Below are 26775 nucleotides of genomic sequence, written 5' to 3'. Positions count from 1 at the left end.
ATCCGGTGTCATAATCTTGCTCATGCGGGTGCTGATCATTGAAGACGAAAAAGACCTCGGGGAGCTCATTCAGGAGCACCTGGAAGAATACGGTTATGAAGTGAAATGGTGGGGCACTGGAACAGGGGCTCTGGAGGTCTTCCAGGCCTTTCATCCCGATCTGGTGATTCTGGACGTGATGCTGCCCGGAGTGGATGGATTCACCCTGTGCCGCAAGATCCGGCAGGAGAGCCTCACCCCGATCATCATGCTCACCTCCCGCACCGAAGAGGCAGACCGCATCGTGGGTCTGGAACTCGGTGCGGATGATTATGTGGCCAAGCCCTTTTCCATCCGGGAACTGGTGGCCCGTGCCCGCACGCAGCTTCGCAGGCAGGAAGCCCTGCAGAGCACTGCAGTCGTTCCAGTCGTTTCGTCCATCACCTTGCTGGATTGCACCTTGCACCCAGAGGAACGCACTGTGCAGGTTCAGGGCGCTCCTGTGGACCTGACCCGCAGGGAGTTTGACCTGCTCTGCCACCTGATGCAACGCCCCGGGCGGGTCCTCACGCGGGACACCCTGATTGAGCAGGTCTGGGGAGATGATTTCGATGGGTTCGAGCGCACCGTGGACACCCACATCAAACGCCTGAGGGAAAAACTCGGCAAGGACAGCGAGGTGGCAAAGGCCATTCAGGCGGTGCGGGGCGTGGGGTACCGTTTCCAGGCATGAAGGGATTCTGGCGAAAAAAGCGTGCTCCCCTTTCCATTCAGGGGACCCTGCGCAGGTCCTTTTTCCGGGTGACCCTGATGTCCACGGTGGTGCTGTTCATGCTGCTGAGCGTGCCTCCACTGATTGGACGTCTGCTGCAGTCCACCCTTGAAGAGCATCTGCAGGTGGTGCAGCAGGACGCCAGCAGCATCATTTCCCTCCTGAAGAACCTCCCGCTGGAACAGCAAGCAGAGGTGCTGGAAGGACTCAACAGCGGCCAGATGCAACTCCTCAAAAAAGACTCTCCGCAGAATGCCGGTCAGATCTACATTGGTGCTTTTCAGGTGGATGTGTTCACCCAGAACGATCAGGTGACCCTGATCGACCATGGACGGGTGATCTGGAGCCAGGGCCTCCAGAAAGGTCCGGTCCCCGAGGGATGGAAACCGCACCTTCAGACCTCACATGCCGTCACTTTTCAGGAACAGGACCCGCAGGTGATCCGCAGGCTGCTCAAAGATGTTCCAGCCTGGGTGTCCCAGAGCCTCAATGCAGCGACGCTCATCACCCCACTGGGCAGGGAGCAGTTTCTGGCGGTCACTGCATTCCAGCCCCGCTCGGAAATTCTCACTGCCGTGATGGTCCTGCTGTATCTGGTGATTCTGCTGACGTGGGCCTTTCTGATTGCCCTCCCTGCAACACTGGGATCAGTGGTGGTTTCGTCGGTGTATGCAGGACGGGAGGCCCGCACGCTCAGCAGGCCCATTGAAGCCCTGTCTAAAGTGGCCCGCAGCATCGCTGCAGGAAACCTGAAAACCCGGGTGGAACCGCAGGGACCCCGCGAACTGCAGGACCTGGCCCGGGACATCAACACCATCAGCGAGAACCTGTCCCGCAGCATGCAGCAATTGCAAGATGCGCTGGACCACCAGAAAGATTTCCTGCAGAGCATTTCGCACGATCTGAGAACGCCCCTCAGTCACATTCTGGCCTTCAGTGAGGACCTCTCACACCGTCTGGAGCAGGAGGCCCACCTGAAAAAAGCCCGCATCATCCACCGGGAAGCCCTGGCACTGGGACGCATGGTGGATGACCTGTTCGACCTGTTGCGTTTTGAGCACCCCGGGTTTCGACTCCAGTTGCAGGCTGTTCAGCTGGACACGGTGGTGACTTCCTGTGCCCTTTCTTTTGCAAAACAGGCCCAGGAGAAGGGCATCAGGTTGTTCGTTCTGCCCGCTGAGCCCCTGCTGGTGCAGGCCGATCCAGACAGATTGAGGCAGGTGCTCTCGAACCTGATCAACAATGCCCTGCAGCACACCCCGGAAGGGGGCAACATCAGCCTGACCGTTCAGCGCAAAGATGGGCAGGCAGAGGTTCAGGTGCAGGACACGGGAAGTGGCATTTCACCAGAGCACCTCCCACATGTCTTTGAGCGGTTTTACCGTGCAGAGGCCAGTCGCGCAGAACGCCATGCCGGGCTCGGGCTCACCATCTCGCGTGAGCTCATTCAGCGCATGCAGGGCAGCATCACGGTCAACAGCGTGAAAGGGGAGGGCAGCACCTTCTCCGTTTTTTTGCCTATATCCCCTGGGAATTCACCTCAGGTATGATGCCTCATGCTCCGAAACCTGACCCCAGAGGACCGTGACACCATCAAGGTGTGGCAGGAAGATTACGTGGCCCAGCACATTGCCTGGTGGGAAGAAGCCTACCAGACCACCGCGAAAAACACCCCTCAAATGGTGGCTGAAAAAGACTGGGATGAATTGATGCAGGCCAGTGCCCGTGAGGACCAGCATGTAATGGTGTATGGAGAAAAACCCCTGGGGATCATCTATGGCCGCATCAGGCAGGACCCTTACCTGGGCCTTCCCATTGGGCAACTCTCCTGGATTTATGTGGACCCCGCCAGCAGGGGCCTCGGGGTGGCCGATCAAATGATCCAGGGTTTGCTGCACTGGTTCACAGAGCAGCAGGTGGCTGGAAGGGAAGTGTTCGTGACCGCAGCCAACCTTGCTGCAGTGCGGGTGTATGAAAGGAACGGTTTTCAGGTGGTGGATCATCGCATGCTCGGGCCTGGCAAGTAAATGCTGCATTTCAAAAAAATGCATGTGCTGTGGCGAAAGCGTTTCAGTTTCTGTTCAGCAGCCGTAAGGATGCTTTAAGACTTGAAAAGGTATCCTCTGAAGGAAAGAGGTACCACATGCATGCTTACCAGAACAGCCTGATTGTCCAGGCCTCACCTCAGGAGATCTGGGCACAATGGGTGAATCCTGCCACCTGGTCCAGCTGGGACCCTGAGGTTGTAAAGGCTTCCAGTGAGTCGCATCTGCGCATCGGGACCACAGGAACACTCACCACGCGCGACCGGGGAGACCGGACCTTCAAAGTGCTCCTTTGTGATCCCTCTTCCAGCCTGATGCTGGCGTTTCAATATAACATTGGAGTAGAGATCAACATCAAAAGGAGCTGGGAGAAAGTTTCCGACGGCGTCAGGATCACCCAGGAGGTCACGCTGATCGGTCCCATGTCTGCCCTGACCCTGCGTCTGCGCCGCGAGACCTTCCGTGCCATGACCGACACGGCCCTCTCCAATCTCAAGCAGCAACTGGAAGGGACAGCTTCCCTCCAGACCGCCCCCAGGCCCCAATTCACCTGAAGGAGATGAGATGAACGACCTGTTGTTCATTCCCGCAGGAACCCTGGTGATGTGTCCCGGCTTTGTTCAGGGCACGGTGCAAAAAACCGATGGCCAGTACGTGCAGGTTGTCGCAGAAGACGCCCGCCGGGAATTCTGGTTCCCCCTGCCCTTGCTTTTGCAGTGGAATGCCCACCGCCTGAACGTGAACGTCAACCCCGAACCGGCCCTCTGAGCCCCACAATGAAAAACACCGGGAACTCCCGGTGTTTTCTGGTTTCAGGAATTTTCGTTCAGGAAGAATGATCCAGGTCCTCGCTTTTTGAAGGGACCACATGGGTGTGCTGGTCCACCACCAGTTCCTCCCGGGCCAGTTCCACAGGGATGCTGACCTGCTCCACCACCTGATCCTTGTAGATCTCGATGTGTTCAGCACGAACGACTTTCTTGGAAACGTCAGCTTCTTCCCTGTAGATTTCCAGTTCCATGGTCTGTCCCACGGGCAGGTCCACACCCAGGAATTTCACGCTGGGCTGTCCAGAGACCGTCTCAATGACCAGCACTTCGGTGACCAGATCCACCGTGACGGTTTCCTCACGCACCCGGCGTTCCCGACGAACGGTCACTGCACCCAGTTTTTCACGCAGGATGTGCACTTCAGGGACTTCTTCACGGAGTTCCAGGGTGCCCACCAGTTTCTGTTTCAGGTCCTGTTCCAGGGCACTCTGAAAGGCCACCGTCTGGTCGATGTTGCGCTGCCTGTGCTCATGATGGTGTTCGGTTTCTGTGACGGACTCCTGGGATGCAGTCAGGTGGGGATGGGCAGAGACCACGATTTGCTGCTCATTCTCGGTGGGGGTGATGTCGGTGCGGGTGTCGCTGTTGTTTTGCAGTTCTGAAGATTTGAAATCTGACATGGTTGTCCTCGATTTGAAAGGATTGTATGGCGTTCAATTCAAGCATAAAAGCCCACCAGAGTGGGTTATGTACGAAATCTTTGAATGTGAAAAACAGCGAAAGGCCCGTTTCGCAGCTCAGGTCACAGGCTCTGCCCGAAGCTGCACCACCACTGTGGTGCCTTTGCCCACTTCACTTTCAATCCAGATTTTTCCACCGTGCTGGTCCACAATCCAGCGGGCAATCGGGAGGCCAAGCCCTGTACCACCAGGGTCCTCACTGCGCTGTCTGGCTTTGTCCACCCGGTAAAATCGCTCGAAGACCCTGGGAATGTCTTCTTCGGCAATGCCAATCCCATTGTCTGAAATGCGCACTTCTGCCCGGGAATCACTGCACACCAGGGTGCCTCTGATGGTGCCACCAGCAGGGGTGTATTTCACTGCATTTTCCAGCAGGATCAGCAGCAGTTGCTTCAGGCGGTCCCGGTCTCCGTAAAGGGTCACATTTTCCACCTTGCCCAGTTCCAGATGGTGGTCTTCAGAGAAGCGCTCGGCATCCCTGAAGGCAGAATGCAGGACCCGATGCAGGTCCACCTCCTCTTCCTTGAAGGCCAGGCCGGAGTCCCCACGGGCGAGTTGCAACATGTCGTTGACCAGTCGGCCCAGGCGGGTGGCTTCACGCTGCACATCCTGCACGATTTCCTTCTTCTCGTCTTCTGGAATGTGGGGGTGCCGGATCAGAATGTCAAGGTTCCCCTGGATGGCCGTCAGGGGGGTCCTCAGCTCATGGGCAGCATCGGCCACAAAGCGTTTCTGGACGTTCATGACCTGCTGCAACTCGGTTTCCCGCTCTTTCAGGGCTTCCTCGGCCACCTTGCGGTCATGCATCTCGATGCAGCCCCCGATGAATCCCAGAAAATTCCCATTCAGGTCAAAGCGTGGCACGCCCCGGGCCAGAATCCAGCGGTACTGTCCATCAAAGCGCTTCAGTCGGTATTCAATCTGGAATTCTGTGCGGGCCTCAAAATTCTGGTGGTAAATGTGCAGGTATCGTTCAATGTCCTCGGGGTGCACCAGGGCGGTCCAGCCAGTTCCGGCGCTTTCTGCCGTGGTGCTTCCGGTGAATTCCAGCCAGGTGCGGTTGAAGAACGTGCGGTTGCGTTGTGCGTCACTCATCCAGATCAGGATGGGCACGCTGTTGGACACATCTTTGAAGCGCTGTTCGCTCTCGTTCAGGGCCTCCTGAAACTGCTTTTGTTCTGTGATGTCCAGGGCAAGCCCCAGCACCAGCAGGGATTCTTCGGTTCTGGAAAACAGGGTGTACTTCACGAAAAACCAGCGCCAGCTTCCACTCTTGTGCCGGAAGCGGGCTTCCAGGCTGATCACATCTCCACCTTGCAGGTCCTGCATCTGGGAGAGCACCTCACGTGTCTGTGCGAGGTCTTCGTGATGCACCAGAGAGAGCATGTTGCGCATGGACATGTGCTCCACTTCCTGCGGGGTGTACCCGAGCACTTCTGCCATGTGCTGGTTGGAATAAACAATGTGCTGGGCCTGCAGATCCATCAGGTAGATGACCACCGGGGCCGTCTGCATGATCTTTTCCCGGAACAGCTGCGATTCCTGCAGGATGCGCTCTGAAGCCTTCTGGTGGGTGATGTCCTGGATGGTGGCCCCAATCCCCAGGGTCTCACCTTCGGGGGTGCGCACAGGGAAATAATTGACCAGCCAGTCCTGAAGGGGCCTGCCCATCCCGGGGGGCATGCTGTATTCCAGATTCAGCAGGGATTCGCCTGAGTCCAGCACTTTTTTCAACTGGTGTTCGATCAGCTGCCCGAAAAGGGGGAAGCGCTCGGTGGGCCTTGCCCCCAGGAAATCGTCTATGGTGCTGTTCAGCATGCGGGCCATGGGACGGTTGACCATCTTGAAAGAGAGCTGATCGTCCAGGAAGGCCAGACCGATGGGTGCATTGTGCATCAGGGCCTGCAGCATGGCGAGGGTTTCCTGATGCTGGTGGATCAGGCGATCCTGCTGCTGGTACAGGCGGGTGCGCTCCAGGGCCTGGGCCACCTGCTTTGCAATGTTGCGCATCAGGGAATGCTCTTCTTCAGCCAGTCTGCGTCCGGGACCAAAGCCGAAGTGCAGCACACCCAGCACCTCTTCTCGAAGTGCCAGAGGCAGCAGCACGATCACCGGACCCTGAATGTCCTCTTTCAGGGGGAGCAGGTCAGGATAGGCCTCACAAAGGGCTTCTTTGCTGGAAAAAATCAGAGGTTTGCCTGTGCGGGCCACTTCTGAAACAGGATTGTGACCTTCCAGGGGGAAGGTTCTGATCTTTTCTTCCAGGCTCGCATGGACGTTCAGTGAGGAGAACAGCTTCAACTCCCTGTGGTCCGGGTCGGTGACGTAGATGTTTGCAGTGAGGGCGTCGAGAATTTCTCTGCTCTCCGACAGCACCGCCTGTCCCATCTCCGCTGGAGAGTTGCCTTCCAGCAGGGCCTCAGAGATGCGCAGCAGGGCCGAGGTGTACCTCAGCGTGTGCTCACTGCTGGCCCGGGCGTGGTGCTCGTGCTGGATCAGGCGGTGCTGGGTGTGCAGTTGCTGTTCCTGCTGGAAGGTGCCCGTCATGTCAATTCCGGTCACCAGAGCTCCCAGCAGTTCACCCTGCGCAGACCGCACTGGACCCCCCTGAAATTGCACGTAGCGGTCAGGCAATCCAGGAGGTCGAATCAGCAGCAGGGCCTGGTCCACAACCTCTCCTTTCCAGGCCCGGTAGAGGGGCACTTCTTCTGGTGTCAGCATGCGGCTGCCATCTGGAGTGTGCAGGTGAAATTTCTCTGGCCACTGTGCATGGGACACTGCACCGGAATTGCCCCCGTGCAGGTGCCTGAGGGCAGGATTGAAGGTTTGCAGGGTGCCTGTGGCATCACAGATGGCCACACCTTCTTGCATGTGGGCGAACAGGGTGTCCATAAATTCAGGCCGCAGCTCTGGCCTTTTCTGCTGTTCCATGCGTTGCAGGGCCACCAGAAGGTGCGGTTGCATGACCTCCAGGACCGCTGCCAGCTCAGGGGCGGCTTCCGGGGTGCTTCCTGCCACAAGTAGACAGTTGCCCAAAGGGAGCAACGAGAGAAGCCAGGGTGTTCGGAGGACCTGGGTCACTTCAGCTGCCGCAAAACCTCCATCTGGGAGGTTCAGGGGGCCTTTTGGAGCGTGCCCTGTCGAGGCCAGAACCGTCTGACGTGAGGAACACAGCAAAAGCCACCCCCCTGCATCCAGAGGGGTCAGGGCACGCTGTACATTGTCCAGCACTTCTTGTGCAGTCAGGCTCTGCCGGATGGCCCGTCCCAGGGCACGCAAATCGGGCAGTACAGGTGCATCCTTTTCAAGCCTGGAAGGGTCCATGTCTCATCCAGTGTATTCAGTCCTTGATGCGAAAAACAGGGCTTCCTCAGGCAGCATTCAGCAGCCTGTGGCGGGTTCAGACGCCGTGGTCCGGGCCAGAGGGCACATCCACCTGACGGCCTGTACGTGACCCCTCTTCAAGGTCTCCATCCACATCTGGAGTGTCGGGTAGAGGCGCAGGACTGGGATTGCCCACACTGCCTCCAATACCGGGGGTGTGGTCAGGCAGGCTGAGGTCACCTGCAGGCGTCGTTCCGTCCTGTGATCCTCCGGTGGTGGTTTCAATGTCTCTGGGATGGATGTCCATGGGGCCTCCTTCTGGTTTTGCATCTTGCGTCAAAGTCATGAAGGGTTCTGCTGGATTTAAAACAGTTTTAGTGTTCCTTTGCTCTTGTCGAACCCGTAGCAATCCTTACGTCAGTGACAGTGTGCCCTTTCTACAATCAGAGCCATGAAAGACACGCAGCCCACCGGATTCAAAAAGGTGCTCCCGGTGTTCCGGGATGCTTTTCAGGCCTTCAAATCAGACGATGTGCCCACCATGGCAGCAGCACTGGCCTACCGCACGATTTTCACCATTGGCCCTCTCTTGCTGCTGGCAGTGGGGATTGCAGGCCTCTTCCTGAGCCGCACCGACATTGAAAACAGCATCCAGCAGCAGGTGGCTTCCCGATTCGGTACCGATGCCCTCCCTGGCCTGATGGACTTCATGAATGGCACGCAGAGCACGGGCGTGGGGGCCACAGTGTTTGGATCATTGTTGCTGGTCTGGACGGCTTCCAGCCTCTTTGTGCAGATCCGGGACATGATCAACAAGATCTGGGAGGTGGAACCCGAGAAGACTGGCCTGGTGAAAATGATCATTGGCCGTCTGGTGGCTGCCCTGTTGACCATTGTGCTTGGTGTGGTGATTGTGGCCTTCCTGGGTCTGAACGTTTACCTGTCTGTGCAGGCCGATGAGCTTTTTGGTGGGGCCGTGCTGCTCAGCATGCTCCTCAAGTTGGTCAGTTTCCTGATCAGCATTGGGATTTTCACGGGCCTGTTCATGCTGCTGTACCGTTTCCTGCCCAGTGTGCATCTGGACTGGGAAGATGTGAAGTTCGGGGCTTTCATGACGGCAGTGCTGTTCGTGATAGGACAGTACCTGATCAGTCTGTATCTGGCCCATTTTTCACCTGCAGGGAGTTTCGGGGCAGCCGGAACCCTGGTGGTCTTCATTTTGTGGGTGTACCTGAGTGGCCAGATCTTTTTCTTTGGAGCAGAAGTCACCTGGGCCTACAGCCACAGGTATGGCACCCTGGCAGAAAAAGAGAAGGTGCTGGTGACCCAGGCAGATGCTGCTGTTCAGTCGGAGATGCACCCGGAGACGAAAGTGGTTCAGGAACGACCTGCCACTTCGCTGATCATGCAGGTGATCAGTGGCGTTGCTGGTTTGATCGGAGGCATTGTCATCACAGCCCTGACGTTTCCCGTGGCGGCTGCCATTGGGCTCACCCGCGCGGTCAAAAACCAGATTCGCAAACACAGCACCTGATCTCCCTTTGACAGGTGGGTTTGAACCGGAACGCATTTGCGTTCCGGTTTTTGCACCTCATCACTTTTTCATGCATGCTGGGAAACCGCTCCGTCAGAGTACAGTTCTATTGCCCATTTCACCAGACACTGGAGAAACCTGCTTGATTTCCATGAGCAAAATGAAAAGGGTCTGATGATTTTGAGTTCCAGTGGAATTGTAGCAAATGTGCACGAAACCTGACAGTTTTTTGAGAGGGCCATAAAGGAATATATCGTCCAGTCTCTTTTCACTGAAAGATCTAGATTGAGATTGCAACAACACCACATCAGGTCTGCTTGATCAAAAGCAGGACCATGGAGGAACATCATGAGTTATCGAATCTCTGCCGTATTTCCCAGCCAACAGCAAGCCCAGGACGCAGTCAACGAATTGAAATCCAGAGGGATCAGTGACAATGACCTCTCCTTTATTGCCCGTCACAATGACAACGAAGTGACCACAGGCACCGGAGCCGATGTGCATGACGATGGGAAGGGCGCAGCCCGTGGTCTGGCCGTTGGAGCCAGCGCAGGGGCCATTTTTGGTCTGGCTGCAGCGTTGATCCCCGGTGTGGGACCTTTCATCACTGCAGGCTTCCTGGCGACTTCTCTGGGGGCCGCAGCAGGGGGTGCAGTGGCCGGAGCGATCATTGGTGGGGTCACCGGAACCCTGGCAGGGGCACTCGCTGACGCTGGCTATGACCGTGAAGAAGCTGCCTACTACGAAAGTCGCCTGAACGAAGGGGGTGTGCTGGTTGCGGTGAACGCTCCAGATACCATCCATCGGGGTGAAGTCACCGAGATCCTGCGCCGCCATGGCGGTACGCTGAGTGCAAGTGCAGGCACGGACATGGGCACCACCACCGGAAATCCCGTTTCACTGGGACAGGTGGCCTCCAGTGACTACAGCCGCACCGATGACCGTCAGGACAATGGCCAGATCAGCTCTGGTGTTTCCGGTCAGGGCAGCCTGGCTTCCAGCCTGTCCGGTGCGAGTCGGGGAGACACCTCCCTGAGGGGCAGCACCACATCTGGCAGCAGCCATGACCGCAGCGAGGACAGCTACAACGCTGGAACCGTGAATTCTGGAATGCAGACCACTGGAGACAGCCACCACCCGGGCCGTCCCCGCCTGTTTCCCCTCGGGGATCTGGTGAGCACCCACAGACATGATATTTCTGGCGTGTACAATCCCGTGGGCCAGACCGTTTACGGGCAGGGTGGCGAAAAAGTGGGTACAGTGCATGAAGCCCTGGCCCAGGAAAATGGCCGCATCCGCTACCTGCTGGTGGATGTGGGCAACTGGACCAGCAACAAGATTGTCGCGATTCCTGTGGGACTTGCCCGCATTGAAGACGATGGGGTGTTCTTCGACACCCTGAGCCGCGATCAGGTCCACAACCTCCGTGCTTACACCCCAGGACAGGAATTCACCTACGACGCCCAGCTTGCCGATGAAAGCACCTGGTTGCATCCCGGGAATCACGCCCACGCAGGCACCGAGAACACCGCCTACCGTGAGACCGGAACCGAGTTCCGCAGAGAAGGCCTGTACAACAGCCCTCACCGCCTGCAGCTTCTGGAAGAGCGCCTGTTTGTGGACAAAGAGCGCTACCGTGCAGGCACCGTGGAAGTGGGCAAACGCGTTGAAACCCGCACCGAGAATGTGAACGTTGAACTGGAACGCGAAGAAGTGGTGATTGAACGCCACCGCGTCAGCGACACCCGTCCTGTGGAAGGGGATGTGCGTCTGGGTGCAGACAGCGAAACCATCCGCGTGGACCTCGAAGCAGAGCGTGCCGATGTGGAGAAACGCGCCTACGTCACCGAAGAGGTCGAGGTGGGAAAACGCACCGAAACCGAGCGCCAGACCTTCACTGAGCAGGTGGGCAAAGAAGTGCTGGAAGTCAACAAAACGGGTGAAGTGGATGTGCGTGCTGACCGCCCTGCTTCCTCTGGCCTCCCCGAAGGCACCCGCCTTGCTGAAGAAGAGGAAATCGACACCCGCCAGAGCACCCTGCGCGACGACAACCTCGGCCGCAAGTGATCTGATTTCAAATCACCACCAGTGAAATTCACTGGTGGTTTTTTCTGGTTTTACAGGGCTGCCTGAAGACCGGGTTTTTCCATGAAAACCAGTGTGACATCTTCTGCAACGTCCTGCTCTTTGAAGATGCTGTACCCCAGTTTCTGGTAGAGGGCAATGTTGCGGGTGCTGACCTTGCCTGTGAAGAGTTCATAGCGTTCTGCATGAGGAAAGTGCTGTTCGATGGCCTGCATCAGGGCCCTGCCGAGTCCTTTGCCTTGCAGGTCTGGATGCACCATCAGGCGGCCCACATGACAGGTGCCCGCTTTGAGAAATGCACGCACCGATCCCACAATGCGACCAGAGATGTCCTGAATCAGCAAAACCGTCTGGTGCTTCAGGTCCTCTTCCATGCTTTGCAGGGTCTGGGTGAGGGGTGGAATGGGCCTCCCACCAATCAGATCGGATTCACTTTGAAAGCACAGGCGTTGCAGGGCCAGCAGTTCTGCTGCGCAGTCAGGGCGTGCCAGATGAATGGGATGTGTCATGGTTCAGTGTGCTCCGGGAGTGCTCACATCAGAACCCGTTCTGCATAGACAAACGTATGTTTGAACTTCAGTCTTCAGGGAAAGCTCTGAAGTGTGGGTCAGGAGAATGCCCTGCACTTCACTTTCACATCATCTGGATCTGGCACACTTTTCGCATGGTGCTGAGTGTTCATCAATTCAGGTTGACTTCACGGGCAGGAAGCAGCCAGTGGACTGCCCAATCGCTGGCGTCCTGGGTGGAGGTTCTGACCGGGCATCCTGTGCAGGTGACGGACGTAACCCGCAATTCCTGGTTTGTGGTCAAGAAGGTCATGACCTTTGAACTCTCTTTTGAAGGAACAGGTCAGCAGGCCAGGGAATTTCTTTCGGTCTTGCGTCAACACTTCAAAGTGGAACCCCTGAATTCCACCACACAATGAAGAGAACCCGCGCACCATGCGCGGGTTCTGCTGAATTTTGCTGTAAAGGCCAGCAACCTGATCTATCAGGGAATGTTGTAGGTGTCTCCATACACCTGCCAGGTCAGGGGGGTGTTCAGGTCCAGGTTGCCATTGTTCAGAAACACCCTCTGGGCAGTGTCCACCCGTGAAGTGTCGCTGTGGGCCTCCTCGGTCTTCATTGCGGCCACTCTGGCATTCAGGAAAGCATGCAGATACGTGACCTCACTGCCCCCCTGTGCAGGTGTTTTTGCATTCCTCATGGCGGTGGCCCGGATGCCGCCAAAACTCACCGGGTCTGTGCCGGGACCATGCATCACCATGGCATCGTAGTAAATGAATTGCCCGAGGGCACGGAGACCATCTGTTTTGGCCTGCCCAACGGCCGGATTGAAATACCCCCGGTCCCTTTCACTGTCCTGGGCCTGCTGGAAGGTGGTGTCCTGGGCTGCCGTTCTCCAGTCTGCCGGAAAATTGGGGTCCAGACCTGCATGGGAGTCGGTGCCATTGACCTGTCTGAGTGCAGGGAGGTACTTTGCCAGCACATTGGAAGGCTTCATGCGTGTGTAGGCCTCCACCAGCTCCAGCATGTCTCCGGTTCCAGAGCAGAATCCGATGATTCCAGCCGTGTATCCCCGTCCATCCTGAATGTCCTCGATGTATTTGTACTGCGCACGCCAGTCCAGTGAGGAGTTTTCTGCACTGGACACCAGTTGCATGGCGATGTCTTTCTTTCCGGGGTCGGTGAGGTCTGCTCCAGAAGAGGAAGGCAGTGTTTTGACCGTCACTGCATCTGAGGACACCGAGAGGTTGCCTGCAGCATCTCTGGCCTTCACACTGAAGGTGTAAGAGGTGTTCGCTGCAAGGCCAGTGACTGTAAAACTGGTTCCAGAAGCACTTCCTGCATGGCTGCCATTTTTCAGGATGTTGTACCCGGTGACCCCCACATTGTCTGTCGAGGCACTCCAGCTCAGCTTCACACTGCTTGAGGTGACATTGCTGCCCGCGAGTGAGGCAGGTCTGGTGGGCGCAGTGGTGTCTGCCTTCAGAAATCTGAACCAGTTGATGTTCATCAGGCCGTAAAGCTCTGTTCCCCGAAAGACCAGCACCAGTTTGCGGGTGGCAGGGGAGATGTTCACGGTGGAGGAGACCGTGGTCCAGTTTTGCCAGTCTCCGGTGCTGGGAACCGTGACTTTGCCCAGCAGGGTGCCTGTGGCAGATCCCTCACGCACCTCAATGGTTCCACCGCTTGAGGCACTCGCCACACGGAACTGCATGCGGGTGGCTGTGCTGCTGAAACTCACACTGTTGTAGGTCAGGGTGTCTCCGGGGTCGATGTATCCCACGTTTTCACCCAGGCCGGTGTCCCGGGTGGTTTCCCGCTGGGTGCCCGTTTGCGCATCATACTGTTCAGCCTCAATCTGGCTGAAGGCATCAAAAGTGGCCTGGGGGGTGAATTCTTTGTTGCTGTTCCCTCCACAGGCAGCAAGTGTGATGGCCAGGGCCATCAGGCTGAATCCTCTGCTGAATCGAAACATCCGTCCTCCTTGTATGAATCGGGTAAGTTGGTTTGACCGTTCTCTGGGTGCAGAGGCCAGAAACAACCCGAACAGCCCAGATGCAGCAAGGGTCTGGGACGATGGGCCATCTTGTGGGTTGGTCCAGCAGGGAAGGGGAGAACTTTCAATATATTAAGTTTGTTTATTAATAAATTCAAGTCAGGCAGAACCCCAGGTGTTCATCCAGCCCCTGATCCTGGTGGGGCATCAAAAAACCCTGGTCAGGATGGACCAGGGTCAGAAATCAAAGGTGACTCAGAAGGCTTGTCTTGATGCTGCCACATCCACCCGTCCTTTGTCCTGACTGGAAATGCCTTCCAGCAGTTCAAAGAATCTGGTGATCTGAACTCCGGTCTCTTTGACCAGGGCATCTTTCTTGCCTTTCAGCATCAATTTGGCCAGAGGCGACCCCTGCAGGGTCACTTCCTGTTCAATCTCCACCGATTCACCGTGGGTTTTCAGGGAACGCTTGATCAGCAACTGGGTGCCCTGCAGGTAGGGAACAGCCAGCACAAAGTTTTCCAGCATGTGGCAGGCCACCACTTCAAAGGGAACGGTTTTCCCATCCTGATAGGTGAACGTGCCTTTGACATGCTGCCGGAAAGGTCCATGCAGTTCAGCAGATTTCAGGGCAGGGTCCCAGACGGGCCACTGTTTGGGATTGGTCCAGAGCTGCCAGATGGCCTGAGGAGAAGCAGTGGTGGTGGCGGTATAGGTGCTGATGTTCATGGTGCTCCTTCAGGTGACAACAAAGAGGATCTGTTTCCTGCTCGTGGGCGCAGGAAAAGGGGGCACAGAGAAACAGACTTCCTGTGGATGGACAAGTGGTGTCAGGATAGCAGTGCCAATCTTTCTGAAGTATTACAGCAAAAAGCGTTTCCAGCTTCCGCGAAAAGCAAACGGGCTGTTCAGAATTTCACATGCTCAGATGCACCTCTGCCACGTGGAAACCTGTTCACCAGGACGCAGAACAATGGGCATAAATACAGAATCAGAGTCTGCTTGATGTGCAGTCATAAAACGTTTTTATTGCAGGAAACTGCAGAGATCAATCCTCCAGATGCAAGCGATACAGTTCCATGATCCGCAGGAATCCAGGGGTGCGGTGGTTGGGGATCAGGCACCTCCAGCCCGAGTCAAAGCCACCAAAACGTTGCAGCACGTAAAGGGTGTGTCCCTGTCCCAGCGCAGCTTTCTGCAGTATGGCTGCTTCCAGCGAAAAAGGGTACTGGGAAGCGGTCAGGTGAGGCTGTGGAGCCAGATCCACCTCGAAAAGCCTCGCAGCATGGGCCAGGTTGGACTGGCTGAAAGGCATGTCCCTGGGTCCAAAAGCATAATAAAAGTCCGCAATTGAACACAGCTCCTGTGCAGCTCCAGAGGTGACTCCATACACATGACGGGTGGGAAGGAAACTCTGAAATTCATCTCCGTGGGAAGGTGTGTTCAGGTGGTGCATGTCAGAAGTGTAAGGAATCAAACTGAAGTGCACTGGAGAAAAACACCTGCCCCCGATCTTCTGACGTTCATGAATTCAACAGTTTGACTTAAGTCAGGCCAATACAATGACTGTGCCTGCCCAGCAGAAGGGGTTCCCTCCAATGGAAGCCAGCCATCCATCATGAGATGAGGCAGCTTTACATGGCTTTGCCTGTGGATCACCAGCGGTATTTCTGCTTCAGTTGCCGCCACTGTTTCTTCAGGTAGGCTTCCACCGGATGGGTCCATGCTCCACCCACGGTGCCTGCCCGCAGGGCCGCAATGAGGTCTTCCGGGGTCTTCACGGGCCGGAGGGGCGTTTCCACCCAGGCCTCTCCAATGTCCTGGATGGTGTGGGCATCTGAGCCTGCAGCTTGCGGAAGGTTCCGTTCATTGGCCCACACCACCGCAGCTGCATTCCAGCGTCTCCGAGAAAGACGGGAATTGAAAGTCTCCACGATGTCGATGGATTCTGCAATGCGCAGGGTGGCCTCGGGCCTCAGGCGGTGCCGTTTGAGCGGATCAAAGCCGTGTTGCAACATCACCAGGCCTCCCTGGGCCTTGATCTCTTTGACGGTCTCTTCGGGGGTGAGGTTGGGAGGAATGCGTTCCTTCAGAAACAGGGCATTGAGTTCCCCCTCCCTGGTGGTGACCTCCTCGCCAGGGATCACCCAGAAGTCGTCTTCCAGGCCTTCCTCCCGCACGATTTTCTGCAGCTCCAGCCCGCCCCACACCTGATCGTGGTCGGTGACGGCCAGCACCCGAATGTTGCTGGTGAGGCACGCACCAGGCATCAGTTTCAGAGGGGTTTTGCAATCGTGGGAAGCCTCGGAATGGCAGTGCAGATCAATGCGCATCACGGGAACACCTTCCCGCATGACCGGTGCAATGGTGGGTCTCACTTTGCCCGAAGGTGTGTGAATGGTCGGGTCAGACATGGTGCTCCTCTCTTGCCGGAACCAGCATGTGCAGGGCCCCCTGCAGCAACTCGATCACCACCTGCCCTTCTGCACCTTCCAGAGGGCCTGTGGCACCCTGTGGCCGGACCTCTCCATCGACATGGAAAGGCTGCCCCATCCAGTGAAATTCCACAAGTCTGCCCTGCTGGTGGGACACACTGGCAAGGTCTGTGAAACTGCCTCCGATCAGGGCCCCCAGATAACTGAACATGCTGTCTCGCTGCTCAGGATTGACGGTGACCACATCGAACAGGCCATCTCCAGGGTGGGCTTCCGGGGCAAGGCGCATGCGGGGACCGGTGGCTTGCGTGTTCAGCACCTCGGCCATCAGGTAACTGCCTGAGATGTCCTGGTGGTCCAGACACGCCACCACGGGCAGGGGTTGGTAGCCTGCCAGGGTGGTGCTCATCACCTGCAAGGCCCGCATGGGGCTCTTGCCATTCTCCGGGTTGTAGGCCGCCAGCATGTCAGCATACAGGCCGCACCCGCAGGCTTCCAGAAAGTAATCCTCTCCCCAGGGGGCACGCACATGCCCCACATCGAAAGGGAGGGAGATGGATTTTGAATACTGGTCAATCACATCCAGTGGCTCACCCACAATGCCCAGCGTCCGTCCAATGTTGTTGGCGGTGCCCATCGGCAAAATGCCCAGGTGCAGGTCCCGTCCGATGAGGTGCAGGGCTGTGGCACGGATGGTGCCATCTCCACCCGCCACAAAGACCGTTCCTTGCGCTCTTTCCAGGGCTTTCTCCAGGTCTGCTTCACTGCTTGTGGCCTCATAGACGGGATGGTATCCAATCCCTTCGAGGGCCTGAATCAGCCTTTCCGGCGTCACTCTGTTGCTGCCTCCAGCGTTCTGGTTGAAAATCAGGGTTGCTTCCATAAAGGGTCCTTTTCAGTTGTGAACTTCAGGAGATGCAATCAAAATACCGGATCTATGAGCTGCGTCTGTGTGTCAAGAGTGGGGTTTCCTGCAGGCTCAATCGTGTTGACCAATGGGGATTTTCCGGTATCTGGCCTGAATCCAGGCGTACAGACCGTAAAGCAGCATGCCAATGGCAATCATCAGGAAAGTGATGGCCCCTCCAGGAGCCTTCTCGAAATTTCGAAGGGCTTCAGACATGCCTCCAGCTTCACTGGCATCCACATACCAGGCCGCTCTCAAAAGGAGCCAGCCCACCATGCCTGCGACAAGTCCCCGGGCTGCAATGCCAATTCTGCCAATGCCCACCACCAGGGCCTGTTCCTGGGGTTTCAGGTGCCAGCTCTTGATGCGCTTCATGAAAGAAGCCCGGATGGCAACATACAGCTGGTTCAGGGCAACGGCCAGGAAGACCACTCCGACCACAGCCACCAGTTCCCGCCCAGCAGGCCACTCGAAGATGCGGGCCACCCACTGTTCTTCTGACTGTGGGTTGGAAACCCTGTCTTCAAGCCACGAAACCCGCAACGCGGCCCAGGCCAGGGTCAGGTAGGCAATGCCGCTGATGCCGTACCCGATGCGTTTCATCATCCCCTTGGCTTTGTGCCCCTGCTGCTCGGGATCAACAAAGGCCCGGATGAGTTGCCAGATGCTGTAGCCCACCAGTCCGACAGCAAGGGTGATCAGCAGGGCATCTGAAGCCGTGTTGCGGCCAAGGTAATCCAGGGCTCCTCTGGGATCGGTCTGGTTGTTTCCCAGGTGCAGGGCACCCCGGATGGCCAGGAAGGCGATGGTCAGGTACATCAGGCCCTTGCAGAAATAACCGAAACGGGCGAGCCTCACCAGCCAGGGGGCAGCCTCCTCGACTCTGGCTTCCACTTGCGCTTTGGTTTTTCTGGCATGGGATTTGATGTCAGATTTTAAATCAGGTTCCAGATGTTCAGGGGTCATGTTTTCATGGTGATTGATGAGGAAGAGGGGAAGATATGGAAAAAATAAACGTTTGTTTAGGCACCCTGTCTCCTTCGGATTTTTCTGACGAATTGTCAGCAAGCTGAAGATCAATTGAAAAACACCTGTTCATGAACTGATGGTTTGATGGAGGCATGCTCAGTTTTTTGATGAATTTTCTGAACCATTTGCTTGAAGCCCCCTCTACAATGAAGTCAATCTTGATCAGTCTGAATGCTCACAAGACTGTAGGCTGCCTGAAAGAACGTTCTGAATGGACTTTGAGGGACCGCGAAAAGCACCCCCTGTCAAAGCACCGCAGGTCAAAGGCATCACCCTGCAACACATCTCTGAGCAGAGGAGGTTCACAGTGGAACGCATCACCGCAATTTTTGAATCCATCGAAACCGCAGAATGCGCCATGGACAAGCTGCGCAGTGTGGGGATCACGGATGCCACCCTCACCACCGTCAAGAACAGCAAAGTCATGAGCATCCTGCAACAGGACATCTCAAAAGGCTGCACCAGAGGCATCATGATGGGCACGGTTCTGGGCATCTTGCTGGGTGTGGCTGTTGCCCTCTGGACTTCCTTTGGTCCCCTGCTGTTCACAGGATGGATTGGAACGTCCATCACCGCCCTGGTCGGGGCCGTTCTGGGAGGAGTTGTGGGAAGCATGATCGGTACAGCCTACGATCTCCGGTGCAAAGTTCACCAGGAGGCCGTGCAGGCCAGCTCTGAGTATGAAGGCAAATTGATGATCGCCGTGGACACCCACACCCCCGAGGATGTCCTGAAAGTCCAGGACCTGCTCAAGACACTGGGTGGAGAACTGGTGACCACCCTGCTGCCGGTCACTGCTCCCCCACCTCCTCAACTGTTGCATTAAACAAACCCACAAAAAGACCGGGCAGCGAGATGCCCGGTCTTTCATGTCCCTGACTCAGAGGAAGGGATGCCTGCTGAAGAAAATCTCTCCCCATCGGGTCAGTTTCAGCGGCAAGACAGGCTGAGGTACGTTGCCCGTGATGTAACCTGCGTCCTGATAGATGGTGTTCCCATCCGAGGTGTAACTGGTGAAGCCAATGACCCCATCTCCCCCACGGTTCATGATCCACTGGCTCACGTACTGCATGAATCCATCTGCCCACTGAAGGCTGTTCACAAAGGGCGTGTCGAATTCCCCCTCACCGTTGTCTGCCCCGACCTCATCAAGCACCACAGGGACTGTGCTGGCGAGGTTGGCCCACAGGGCATCTGCATCTGCAGCCTGATCTGCGTCCCACGTTTCGTTTTCATTTCCGTAACGGTGTGCACCGTAGATCAGGCGATTTAAAGGATCGGACAGTTTGTAAGTGGGATTCAGGACTTGCGTCAGGTCCCAGGAGTAGCGGATGCTGTTGATCAGGATGGGACCTGTGAAGCCAGCATTGCGAATGGTCTGGATGTACTGGTTCTGTTCTTTTTTCCAGACTGCCCAGTTCTCGCATTTGGTTTCAGAGTAGGTGTTCCCGGCGCAGTTGGGCTCATTCATCGGGGTGAGCCACACCAGAGGGTTGTTTTTGAATCTGGAGGCCAGGGTGGACACGAAGTTCAGGTCTGTGCTGGAAAAAGAGCGGTAGGAATTGGTCACCAGGGCCACCATGCCTCTGGCATTCACTTTGGAGACCACCTCGTCCAGCATGGTCAGGTAACCCTTGCCTCCATTCCAGGAGGCGGTTCTGCTGACGATGGGCTGCGTGACGAAGATGCGGGCCAGATTGACCCCACGGGCCTTCAGGTCATCCAGCATCTGGTCCAGGTATTTGAAATTGGCGCGGTCATAACCGCCGTGGTTCTGACCATTGAAGATGAACGTCTGATAAGCCACGCTCATCCCTTTGACCGTGAAAGGCTGGCCTGAGGGGTCCAGAATCTGGTCTCCCTGAACCGTGAATCCCGTTGCCTGGGGCTGGATGGAAGCGGCCTGATTGATGCTGGGGGCCTGAAGGGTCCCGCAGGAGGCCAGCAAAACAGCTGAGAAGATTGTTGCAGATAACAGTTTCTTCATGGCTGTCAGTGTGCAGGGATGAACTTAAAAAAAACTTAAATGCCTGATGCTCCATCGGGGAACCGGTACCCTCTGCCGCGCACGTTCTCGATGAATTCCTCTCCGATCTTCTTGCGCAGCATGCTCACGTACACGTCCACCAGATTGGTGGAAGATTGAAACTCGCCATCCCAGATCCGGTCCAGCAGTTCATCCCGGCTGTAGATCCTCCCCTGATTCGAGGCGAGCAGTTCCAGCAACTGGTACTCCTTGTGCGTCAGCCGAACCTCTTTTCCGTCCTTGCAGACCTTCTGGTGTTTCCATTCGATGGTCAGACCGTCTTGCTCAAGATCCACCATGCTGGCCGGTCTGGCCCTGCGCAGGTGGGCCCGCAGCCTTGCCAGGATTTCAGGGACACGGAAAGGTTTGAGGATGTAGTCGTCCCCTCCAGCGTCCAGTCCTTTCACGGTGTCTTCCAGGCTGTCCAGGCCTGTGAGGTACAGAACAGGTGTCAAAATCCCCCGGTGCCTCAGTTCACGGACCAGTTCAAAACCTGCCCGTTCTCCTTCTGGCAGCCCCACATCGCAGATGATGGCATCAAAAGGATAGAGTTCCAGAAGCCCCCAGGCTTCCTGCGCAGAAGCGGCAAGTTCAGGCTGGTGGTGGGCATGTTGCAGGGCTTCTCCCAGAGCTTCGCGAATGTCAGGATCATCTTCAACAATCAGGATTTTCATGGTGCTCCTTGAGGGGTCAACGGCAGGGAAACCACAGCTCTGGTGCCTCCCTGGGGCCTGTTCTGCAAGACCACCTTTCCGTGGTGGGACCGTACAACCTCCTGCACCACGGCCAGACCCAGACCGGAGCCAGGGGTGTGCTGTGCGGCTCCACGTCCCCTTTTGAAGGGTTGGAACAGGTCCTGATGGTGCTCTGGCAGACCGATCCCCGTGTCTTCAATGGTCAGGTGGGCTTGCTGCCCCTCCGCATGCAGATGAATGGTGATTTGCCCTTCAGAGGTGAATTTGATGCTGTTGGAGACCAGGTTGGTGACCATCTGCCTGAGTGCATGGGGGTCCCCGGTCATTTGGACGTGCTCTCCGGTGAATTCCAGCCACAGGCTTTTTTCTGCTGCCAGGGGCATCAGTTCATCCACCACCGATGCAGTGAGTTCAGTCAGGTCGACCTTCACCTTCAGATCGGTTTGCGGTTTGACCAGGGTCAGGAGGTTGCTGCTCAGCGCCCTCAGCCTCAGGGCCGTGGCATGCACCCGTTGCAAGATGCTCTGGTGGTCTTCCAGATTTCTGGCCCGCCTGCTGTCCTGCTCGATGGACAGCAGAAGCGCCGTGATGGGGGTTCTCAGCTCATGGGAAGCCGCCGCCAGAAACTGCTGTTCTCTGGCCCTTGCCTGCTGAACTTCCTGTACTCCTTCCTGCAGGGCACGGGACAGCACACCGACCTCATCTTGCCGGTCTCTGTGAGAGAAATTCGGGGCCTGTTGCAGCAATCTGGCCTGTGCAGCAAGTTCCACCAGAGGCCGGGTGATGCTGCGGGCCACCAGAGAGGCCAGAAGCCCGACCAGCAGAAAGATCCCTCCGCCAACCAGCAGGGTGGTCTGGCGGAAACCAGCCATGTTCTCCCGGTCCAGGCGGAGGGGCAAGGCCACCTGAACAATGTATTTCCACTCACGGCGGGTGGCCACCCGGTATTCCCCGCAGGTGCACATCACATCGGAAACACTGGGGTCCAGGGCAACCTTCCTGAGGCCCTGTGGGTCCATGGGGGGCAGCCTGGCCTGCATGCTTTTCCACACCGGAATTTCACTGTATTTTCGGGTGGTGAGGTTGAGGCGGTAAACCATGGCCTGGGCAGGTCCGAGTTCCTGACGGAGCCAGTCCTCATCTCCAGGCTCCGGGGCTTCGTCTCCATCAAACCACCACTGCATGACCCCCGACATGAAAGTGACCAGTCGGGTGGCCCGTTCCTGGCTGTACTGCTGCACCATCCGCTGGTAGAACACCCCGGTCAGCACAGAAGCCACAGCAAACCCGCTGAGCACCACGCCCAGACAGAGCAGCAGCAGTTTGTTCTGGATGCTCCACATCGCCTTACCATGCAGGGTCGCAGAGAGGAATGTCAATCGGGGGCACAGGTCAGAGCAAAGTCCGGCCATGCAGATGGCGTGGAGCGATCAGCGTTCAGCGCTCAGCCATCAGCACAAGAGGTTTTGATGCTCTTGCAAGAGGCCAATGAAAGATTTTGAACTGTACTGGAGGACAAAGCAGCCATAGTGTCTGGCTGAAGTGAGAGCATACAGGTGTTGTTGCGCTGACCGCTGAGGGCTGACGGCTTTTTCAGGCGACAACGACCCATCAGCGACTTTGCGCTGACCCTGATCGGGGAACAAAAAAACTCCCCTGATGAACAGGGGAGAGGGGCAAGATGAGGGATCAGCCTGCTTTGAGGTTTTCGCTGTCTTCAGCCTTGTCTTCTTTGGTCTTTTTGCTGGCTTTTGGGGCCTTTGCTTCAGGTTTCTCTTCGCTGGCCTGCTCTTCCAGGGCCTTCTGGGCGGTCTCGAAGTTCTGTTTGGCGAACTCGAAGATCTGGGTGCCCTCGGTTTTGGTGAGGCTGGTCAGTTCCCTGATGTCGCGTCCCAGCACAGAGGTGGCGAGTTTTGCGGCATCCTCCACCCCGAATTTCACCAGGGCGGCGGTCAGTCGCTGGGCAGCTTCTGGGCTCAGGGTTTTTTCCTGAACCTGTGGAGTCTGGATGGTCATGGTGCCTTCTTCATCAACCACCACGTCTGCGCCCATCTCTTCGGGGGTGTACAGGCCGTCGATGATGTCCGGGAAGCTCACACGGGCACATGCGGCCACTGCTCGCCATTTGTACATCACCAGGGGCTGGCGTTTGTAGTTGTCTTTGCCGATCAAACCCATCATCTGGGCTTCTTTGGCTCCGAAACGTTCGGTGTGCGGTGTGCGGTCCCAGCGTTTCATGGTGCAGGACACATAATCTGCCCCAATCTCGAACTTGATGTCTTCAAGTTTTCCGCTGCGGTTGATCAGAGACAGCATCAGCTGGGGTGAAACAACAGGCTTTCCTTGAATAATAGAGATACCGTTTAGAGCTGCTAATGGCTCAATTCCTAACTCTGCACCTTTAAGAATAATCACTACAGCTTTCTCTGGAGTATTAACTGCTGGCGACAAAAGGCCACTATTGATCAGCAGACGACCAAAGGCGTGGAAATTTTCGAGCTTCGAGATGACCTCGATGATGTTAGGGTTTTGCTTCATGTGATTCCTCCTTGAGAGATTGGCGATAAAGGATGTATTCTTCGGGGGTCTTGTTCCCCTTCGAGTAATTACAGAGCATGCAGGTACAGGCTAGGTTGCTAGGCCAATTGGTGCCGCCGCGACTAAGAGGAATTTTATGATCTAAGCTATACTTCCCATGTAGTTCCTTATAGCAATATAAACATAACCCATTTTGCTGATTATATATAGAAATAACATCCTGATTGCTAAAGAATCCATTTGCTTTAAGTAATAGAGCACGCCTGTTTTGGGTTTGTCTCTTGACTATATGGGGATTTCGTAATCTCCATTGTTTAATGGCTTGTCTGCCTTTTGCTTTTATTTCTGGTCTTTGTCTATTTCTTTGGCGTGCTAATCGAGTGCTTTCATTGTTGTGCCAATATGCGAGTTTGGCCATGCGGTGTTTTTCTGGACACTTCCAGTAGCGAATGCGTTCTTGAGATCTGAAAAGCTCTAAATTCTCTGAGCGCTTTGTTTTTGCCTTAAAGCGGATTTGCTCTCGATTGCTATCGGCGTAACGTTTGGCTGAAGCGCGGCGAGAATCTGAATTTTTCTGATAGTATTCTCTGTGTTTTTGTCGAGTTTGTTCGAGATTTTCATGATTTTTCTTATTCATATATTCCCTGGTACATTTTCGGCAATAACTTTGTCTGCCATCTCGCCGTTTCTTGTTGGGACTAAACTCGTTTAATGATTTTTCTTCTTGGCAGCGTCTGCATTGTTTCGAGTAAATATTATCTAAATCACTTGGATTGTTCTCTGAATCATGGAAAGGAATGGGCATGGCTCATTTTACCATTGGTAACCCCCAATATCCCCTGAATCACGTTGATGCCGTTGAGGGCCTGCAGGGGCTGCAGCCCGAGTTCCTGACCCTTGACCATGATCACAATGGCCTGTTCGGGTGTCTGGATGGAGGGGGGCAGCATGCGGGAGCGAATGAAGACTTCTGCCATCTGGCACATCACCTGGAAGCGCTGGGGTGAAAAAGCATCAATGGTGGCCAACTGGGTCATGCAGTTCTCCTGAATGGTGTTCCCAGTGCGGTACTGGGTCGAGTTGTGTAGAGGTCTTGGGGGAGGCCAGAGTCGGGCCTCCTTGCGAAGTACAACCATTATATTATGTTTTTAACAGAATTACCAGTCCCTGTGTTCACAACCATTGTTGTGAAGAATCCTGTGCAAAACGGTAGTTGTGTTGAATCCCCTGGTGCCTCAAGACAGAATGAAAAAGATGTGGTGGCCAGGACACTCCACCTTCAGTGCTGGAGCCGTGTAGTCATGTGTCACTACACGGTTTTGCCTTTTGCCCCTAAAAAGGTATTGTGTTGCAACCTTTCGCCCAGAGCGTTTTTTCTGACCCCGGCACGAGATGTTCTGCAGCCGCATGGCAACACCGTCTCTTCTCCTGACCGCCGTCAGCCACTCTGGAGCCCGCCCGGAGGTGGATGTGAAAACAAAGCTGACTGTTTCCCTTCAAGGCCGCGCCCTGCTGCAGGACCCTTTTTTAAACAAAGGAACGGCCTTCACGCCAGAAGAGCGCATTCTGTTTCATCTCGAAGGCCGCCTGCCCCCGAGGGTGGAAACCCTCGAAGAGCAGGTGGAGCGCATGTATGCCCAGTACCGGGAGAACCACACCCCTCTGGAAAAACACCTGTTCCTGAGGTCCCTGCAGGAGTACAACCGCACCCTCTATTACGCCCTCCTCAACCGCCATGTGGAGGAGATGCTCCCCATCGTCTACACCCCAACGGTGGGTGAAGCCATCCAGACCTACAGCACCAATTTTCGTGAACCCCGTGGTCTGGTGGTGACCCGCGAAAATTACACCCGACTGGATGCAATGCTTGAGGAATATGATGACACCGAACTGGTGGTGGCCACAGATGCAGAGGGCATTCTGGGCATCGGGGACCAGGGTTTTGGAGGCATTGGGATCAGCATTGGCAAACTGACCCTGTACACCCTGGTGGCAGGTTTTGATCCTGCCCGCACCCTTCCTGTGGTGTTTGATGTGGGTACAGACAACCAGGATCTCCTGAATGATCCTTATTACCTTGGAATCCGTGAGCCACGCCTCCGGGGAGAAGCCTATTTTGAAATCCTGGATGCATTCGTGACGGCCTTCAAGAAACGTTTCCCGCAGGCCATCATCCAGTGGGAGGATTTCAGCCGTGGAAATGCTTTTGCTGTTCTGGAACGGTACCAGGATCAGCTTCCCAGTTTCAATGATGACATTCAGGGTACAGGAGCGACTGCCCTTGCTGGTCTGATTGCAGCCACAGATCATGGAAGGACCCTTACAGAGCAGAAATTCCTGATTCTCGGGGCAGGTGCTGGGGGGATGGGAGTGGCCTGGCAGGTCTACCATGGTCTGGTTCAGCTGGGTTTGACCTCAGAAGAGGCCCGGAGCCGCATCCACCTGATGGGCAGAAATGGCCTGATGATGCAGGGCCACCCCAGGGTTGAACCTCACCATCAATTTTTTGCGAAGACACCAGAGGACATCGCAGGCTGGACTTTTTCAGGCACCATCCCCAGCATGCTGGAAACCATTCAGCAGGCAGGAATCACCGTGTTGCTGGGCCTGTCTGGTGCAGGAGGTGCATTCAGTGAGGAGATTGTTCAGGCGGTGCATGCCAACACCTCAAGACCCATCATCTTCGCCCTCTCAAATCCCACCCATCTGGCAGAGGTGACACCCGAACTGGCCCTTCAATGGACCGATGGTCAGGCCATTGTGGCCACGGGCAGCCCATTCCCAGATGTGTACCACCAGGACAGGATCTTCAAGATCGGGCAGGGAAACAACACCTTCATTTTCCCGGGGGTGGGCTGGGGCGTGCAGGCGGCAGGGGCCACATCCATTCCCAGTGAACTCTTCACAGCCGCAGCGTTTGCCCTTGCTGCTGCCGTGACCCCTGAACGTCTGGCAGATGGGGCTGTTTTTCCCCGCATCGCCGATCTTTTCCAGGCCAATCAGCAGGTTGCCATTCGGGTGGCTGAAAAAGCAGCAGCAATGGGTCTGGCAACCCGCACACCTGAAGAGATGCAACAGGCCCTGCTGGAACCGGAGTGGGCTCCGGTGTACCGCACCTATAATCCAGTCACTTGAAGCGCTTTTTCTGGAGCCTCCCCTTTTCAAGATGCCATTTGTACCGGGTCAGCATGTCTGGACCCGGTACAAAACTTCAGCTGGGTGTTCACAAGTTCAGGGACCAGAGTTCTGGCGCTTTTGCTGGACTTCTGGAGAAACAGGTTTCTGGACCCAACAATGAGCCCATTGTGTTTAAGCTTGAGAAGTTTCACAGTTTTCTCATGAGGGTGAAAATCTTCATGAATCTGACAAAAAATCATCACTGTTACCCAAA

At 56.0% G+C, this 26775-nt stretch carries 26 protein-coding genes; 10 read left to right on the top strand and 16 right to left on the bottom strand.

Features of this window, described 5'->3' with window-relative positions; translation table 11 throughout:
• Positions 1-22 precede the first annotated feature (22 nt).
• The 5 genes from DC3_RS00625 to DC3_RS00605 all read left to right on the top strand — a co-directional run bounded on the left by DC3_RS00625 (position 23) and on the right by DC3_RS00605 (position 3564).
• On the top strand, positions 23-712 hold the full coding sequence (locus DC3_RS00625; protein WP_146881649.1) for a response regulator transcription factor: 690 nt from the start codon (positions 23-25) through the stop codon (positions 710-712).
• On the top strand, positions 709-2301 hold the full coding sequence (locus DC3_RS00620) for a sensor histidine kinase (RefSeq protein WP_146881648.1): 1593 nt from the start codon (positions 709-711) through the stop codon (positions 2299-2301). Before DC3_RS00625 ends, DC3_RS00620 begins: the two co-directional genes overlap by 4 nt.
• Before the next feature lie 6 nt (positions 2302-2307).
• Positions 2308-2778, top strand: a complete 471-nt coding sequence (locus DC3_RS00615; protein WP_146881647.1) for a GNAT family N-acetyltransferase — start codon at positions 2308-2310, stop codon at positions 2776-2778.
• Between the two features lie 116 nt (positions 2779-2894).
• Positions 2895-3350 (top strand): SRPBCC family protein, encoded by a 456-nt coding sequence (locus DC3_RS00610; protein WP_146881646.1) that lies wholly within the window; start codon positions 2895-2897, stop codon positions 3348-3350.
• A 10-nt stretch (positions 3351-3360) separates the two neighbouring features.
• Positions 3361-3564 carry a hypothetical protein gene (locus DC3_RS00605; RefSeq protein ID WP_146881645.1) on the top strand — a complete coding sequence of 68 codons (204 nt, stop codon included), beginning with the start codon at positions 3361-3363 and terminating at the stop codon, positions 3562-3564.
• 58 nt (positions 3565-3622) lie between these two features.
• On the opposite strand, the gene DC3_RS00600 is transcribed toward DC3_RS00605, so the two are convergent.
• From DC3_RS00600 to DC3_RS00590, 3 genes are all read right to left on the bottom strand, one after another.
• Complete coding sequence (locus tag DC3_RS00600; protein ID WP_146881644.1) at positions 3623-4246, bottom strand: DUF2382 domain-containing protein; 624 nt, start codon at positions 4244-4246, stop codon at positions 3623-3625.
• Positions 4247-4363: 117 nt separating this feature from the next.
• The gene (locus tag DC3_RS00595) at positions 4364-7630 is read right to left on the bottom strand and encodes a PAS domain S-box protein (RefSeq protein ID WP_146881643.1); all 3267 of its coding nucleotides are present in this window, start codon (positions 7628-7630) and stop codon (positions 4364-4366) included.
• A 76-nt stretch (positions 7631-7706) separates the two neighbouring features.
• Positions 7707-7937 (bottom strand): hypothetical protein, encoded by a 231-nt coding sequence (locus DC3_RS00590; protein ID WP_146881642.1) that lies wholly within the window; start codon positions 7935-7937, stop codon positions 7707-7709.
• A gap of 144 nt (positions 7938-8081) precedes the next feature.
• Between DC3_RS00590 and DC3_RS00585 the strand changes: the two genes are divergently transcribed.
• On the top strand, positions 8082-9164 hold the full coding sequence (locus tag DC3_RS00585) for a YihY/virulence factor BrkB family protein (RefSeq protein WP_146881641.1): 1083 nt from the start codon (positions 8082-8084) through the stop codon (positions 9162-9164).
• A gap of 348 nt (positions 9165-9512) precedes the next feature.
• Positions 9513-11231, top strand: a complete 1719-nt coding sequence (locus DC3_RS00580; RefSeq protein WP_146881640.1) for a PRC and DUF2382 domain-containing protein — start codon at positions 9513-9515, stop codon at positions 11229-11231.
• A 50-nt stretch (positions 11232-11281) separates the two neighbouring features.
• Here the strand turns inward: DC3_RS00580 and DC3_RS00575 are convergent, their stop codons facing one another.
• Positions 11282-11758, bottom strand: coding sequence for a GNAT family N-acetyltransferase (locus DC3_RS00575; RefSeq protein ID WP_146881639.1), 477 nt, complete (start codon positions 11756-11758; stop codon positions 11282-11284).
• 155 nt (positions 11759-11913) lie between these two features.
• Here DC3_RS00575 and DC3_RS00570 point away from each other — a divergent pair, with 155 nt between their 5' ends.
• Positions 11914-12177 carry a hypothetical protein gene (locus tag DC3_RS00570; RefSeq protein ID WP_146881638.1) on the top strand — a complete coding sequence of 88 codons (264 nt, stop codon included), beginning with the start codon at positions 11914-11916 and terminating at the stop codon, positions 12175-12177.
• A 65-nt stretch (positions 12178-12242) separates the two neighbouring features.
• Here DC3_RS00570 and DC3_RS29910 read toward each other — a convergent pair whose 3' ends face one another.
• The 6 genes from DC3_RS29910 to DC3_RS00540 form a co-directional block, all read right to left on the bottom strand.
• Positions 12243-13733, bottom strand: coding sequence for a chitosanase (locus tag DC3_RS29910; RefSeq protein WP_146881637.1), 1491 nt, complete (start codon positions 13731-13733; stop codon positions 12243-12245).
• A 276-nt stretch (positions 13734-14009) separates the two neighbouring features.
• Positions 14010-14483, bottom strand: coding sequence for an SRPBCC family protein (locus DC3_RS00560; RefSeq protein WP_146881636.1), 474 nt, complete (start codon positions 14481-14483; stop codon positions 14010-14012).
• 319 nt (positions 14484-14802) lie between these two features.
• Positions 14803-15210: a hypothetical protein gene (locus tag DC3_RS00555; protein WP_146881635.1), complete on the bottom strand. Its 408-nt coding sequence runs from the start codon at positions 15208-15210 to the stop codon at positions 14803-14805.
• A 199-nt stretch (positions 15211-15409) separates the two neighbouring features.
• The gene (locus DC3_RS00550) at positions 15410-16168 is read right to left on the bottom strand and encodes a PHP-associated domain-containing protein (RefSeq protein ID WP_246130494.1); all 759 of its coding nucleotides are present in this window, start codon (positions 16166-16168) and stop codon (positions 15410-15412) included.
• The gene (locus tag DC3_RS00545; protein ID WP_146881634.1) at positions 16161-17072 is read right to left on the bottom strand and encodes a diacylglycerol/lipid kinase family protein; all 912 of its coding nucleotides are present in this window, start codon (positions 17070-17072) and stop codon (positions 16161-16163) included. The genes DC3_RS00550 and DC3_RS00545 overlap by 8 nt, the downstream gene beginning before the upstream one ends.
• A 96-nt stretch (positions 17073-17168) precedes the next feature.
• The gene (locus DC3_RS00540; RefSeq protein ID WP_146881633.1) at positions 17169-18062 is read right to left on the bottom strand and encodes a DUF1206 domain-containing protein; all 894 of its coding nucleotides are present in this window, start codon (positions 18060-18062) and stop codon (positions 17169-17171) included.
• A 370-nt stretch (positions 18063-18432) separates the two neighbouring features.
• On the opposite strand from DC3_RS00540, the gene DC3_RS00535 reads away from it, so the two are divergent.
• Complete coding sequence (locus tag DC3_RS00535; RefSeq protein WP_146881632.1) at positions 18433-18951, top strand: hypothetical protein; 519 nt, start codon at positions 18433-18435, stop codon at positions 18949-18951.
• 54 nt (positions 18952-19005) lie between these two features.
• On the opposite strand, the gene DC3_RS00530 is transcribed toward DC3_RS00535, so the two are convergent.
• From DC3_RS00530 to DC3_RS00505, 6 genes are all read right to left on the bottom strand, one after another.
• Positions 19006-20112 carry a cellulase family glycosylhydrolase gene (locus DC3_RS00530; protein ID WP_146881631.1) on the bottom strand — a complete coding sequence of 369 codons (1107 nt, stop codon included), beginning with the start codon at positions 20110-20112 and terminating at the stop codon, positions 19006-19008.
• Positions 20113-20147: 35 nt separating this feature from the next.
• Positions 20148-20825 (bottom strand): response regulator transcription factor, encoded by a 678-nt coding sequence (locus tag DC3_RS00525; protein ID WP_146881630.1) that lies wholly within the window; start codon positions 20823-20825, stop codon positions 20148-20150.
• On the bottom strand, positions 20822-22189 hold the full coding sequence (locus DC3_RS00520; RefSeq protein WP_186815744.1) for a sensor histidine kinase: 1368 nt from the start codon (positions 22187-22189) through the stop codon (positions 20822-20824). Before DC3_RS00520 ends, DC3_RS00525 begins: the two co-directional genes overlap by 4 nt.
• A 346-nt stretch (positions 22190-22535) precedes the next feature.
• Positions 22536-23162 (bottom strand): recombinase family protein, encoded by a 627-nt coding sequence (locus DC3_RS00515; protein ID WP_146881628.1) that lies wholly within the window; start codon positions 23160-23162, stop codon positions 22536-22538.
• Positions 23163-23367: 205 nt separating this feature from the next.
• Complete coding sequence (locus DC3_RS00510) at positions 23368-24189, bottom strand: HNH endonuclease (RefSeq protein WP_146881627.1); 822 nt, start codon at positions 24187-24189, stop codon at positions 23368-23370.
• Entirely contained in the window at positions 24170-24421 is a 252-nt protein-coding gene (locus DC3_RS00505; RefSeq protein WP_146881626.1) for a hypothetical protein, read from the bottom strand. The genes DC3_RS00510 and DC3_RS00505 overlap by 20 nt, the downstream gene beginning before the upstream one ends.
• 370 nt (positions 24422-24791) lie before the next feature.
• Between DC3_RS00505 and DC3_RS00500 the strand changes: the two genes are divergently transcribed.
• Positions 24792-26519, top strand: coding sequence for an NAD-dependent malic enzyme (locus tag DC3_RS00500; protein WP_186815743.1), 1728 nt, complete (start codon positions 24792-24794; stop codon positions 26517-26519).
• The last annotated feature ends 256 nt before the right edge of the window (positions 26520-26775 follow it).

The organism is Deinococcus cellulosilyticus NBRC 106333 = KACC 11606 (genome assembly GCF_007990775.1).
Taxonomy (GTDB): domain Bacteria; phylum Deinococcota; class Deinococci; order Deinococcales; family Deinococcaceae; genus Deinococcus_C; species Deinococcus_C cellulosilyticus.
This window is presented reverse-complemented; position numbering and strand designations above follow the sequence as displayed.

What these genes read in the sequence shown, in the direction of transcription:
- DC3_RS00625 (WP_146881649.1), top strand. Translation starts at nt 23, where the DNA reads ATGCGGGTGCTGATCATTGAAGACGAAAAAGACCTCGGGGAGCTCATT.
- DC3_RS00620 (WP_146881648.1), top strand. Translation starts at nt 709, where the DNA reads ATGAAGGGATTCTGGCGAAAAAAGCGTGCTCCCCTTTCCATTCAGGGG.
- DC3_RS00615 (WP_146881647.1), top strand. Translation starts at nt 2,308, where the DNA reads ATGCTCCGAAACCTGACCCCAGAGGACCGTGACACCATCAAGGTGTGG.
- DC3_RS00610 (WP_146881646.1), top strand. Translation starts at nt 2,895, where the DNA reads ATGCATGCTTACCAGAACAGCCTGATTGTCCAGGCCTCACCTCAGGAG.
- DC3_RS00605 (WP_146881645.1), top strand. Translation starts at nt 3,361, where the DNA reads ATGAACGACCTGTTGTTCATTCCCGCAGGAACCCTGGTGATGTGTCCC.
- DC3_RS00600 (WP_146881644.1), bottom strand. Translation starts at nt 4,246, where the DNA reads ATGTCAGATTTCAAATCTTCAGAACTGCAAAACAACAGCGACACCCGC.
- DC3_RS00595 (WP_146881643.1), bottom strand. Translation starts at nt 7,630, where the DNA reads ATGGACCCTTCCAGGCTTGAAAAGGATGCACCTGTACTGCCCGATTTG.
- DC3_RS00590 (WP_146881642.1), bottom strand. Translation starts at nt 7,937, where the DNA reads ATGGACATCCATCCCAGAGACATTGAAACCACCACCGGAGGATCACAG.
- DC3_RS00585 (WP_146881641.1), top strand. Translation starts at nt 8,082, where the DNA reads ATGAAAGACACGCAGCCCACCGGATTCAAAAAGGTGCTCCCGGTGTTC.
- DC3_RS00580 (WP_146881640.1), top strand. Translation starts at nt 9,513, where the DNA reads ATGAGTTATCGAATCTCTGCCGTATTTCCCAGCCAACAGCAAGCCCAG.
- DC3_RS00575 (WP_146881639.1), bottom strand. Translation starts at nt 11,758, where the DNA reads ATGACACATCCCATTCATCTGGCACGCCCTGACTGCGCAGCAGAACTG.
- DC3_RS00570 (WP_146881638.1), top strand. Translation starts at nt 11,914, where the DNA reads ATGGTGCTGAGTGTTCATCAATTCAGGTTGACTTCACGGGCAGGAAGC.
- DC3_RS29910 (WP_146881637.1), bottom strand. Translation starts at nt 13,733, where the DNA reads ATGTTTCGATTCAGCAGAGGATTCAGCCTGATGGCCCTGGCCATCACA.
- DC3_RS00560 (WP_146881636.1), bottom strand. Translation starts at nt 14,483, where the DNA reads ATGAACATCAGCACCTATACCGCCACCACCACTGCTTCTCCTCAGGCC.
- DC3_RS00555 (WP_146881635.1), bottom strand. Translation starts at nt 15,210, where the DNA reads ATGCACCACCTGAACACACCTTCCCACGGAGATGAATTTCAGAGTTTC.
- DC3_RS00550 (WP_246130494.1), bottom strand. Translation starts at nt 16,168, where the DNA reads ATGTCTGACCCGACCATTCACACACCTTCGGGCAAAGTGAGACCCACC.
- DC3_RS00545 (WP_146881634.1), bottom strand. Translation starts at nt 17,072, where the DNA reads ATGGAAGCAACCCTGATTTTCAACCAGAACGCTGGAGGCAGCAACAGA.
- DC3_RS00540 (WP_146881633.1), bottom strand. Translation starts at nt 18,062, where the DNA reads ATGACCCCTGAACATCTGGAACCTGATTTAAAATCTGACATCAAATCC.
- DC3_RS00530 (WP_146881631.1), bottom strand. Translation starts at nt 20,112, where the DNA reads ATGAAGAAACTGTTATCTGCAACAATCTTCTCAGCTGTTTTGCTGGCC.
- DC3_RS00525 (WP_146881630.1), bottom strand. Translation starts at nt 20,825, where the DNA reads ATGAAAATCCTGATTGTTGAAGATGATCCTGACATTCGCGAAGCTCTG.
- DC3_RS00520 (WP_186815744.1), bottom strand. Translation starts at nt 22,189, where the DNA reads ATGTGGAGCATCCAGAACAAACTGCTGCTGCTCTGTCTGGGCGTGGTG.
- DC3_RS00515 (WP_146881628.1), bottom strand. Translation starts at nt 23,162, where the DNA reads ATGCTGTCTCTGATCAACCGCAGCGGAAAACTTGAAGACATCAAGTTC.
- DC3_RS00510 (WP_146881627.1), bottom strand. Translation starts at nt 24,189, where the DNA reads ATGCCCATTCCTTTCCATGATTCAGAGAACAATCCAAGTGATTTAGAT.
- DC3_RS00505 (WP_146881626.1), bottom strand. Translation starts at nt 24,421, where the DNA reads ATGACCCAGTTGGCCACCATTGATGCTTTTTCACCCCAGCGCTTCCAG.
- DC3_RS00500 (WP_186815743.1), top strand. Translation starts at nt 24,792, where the DNA reads ATGGCAACACCGTCTCTTCTCCTGACCGCCGTCAGCCACTCTGGAGCC.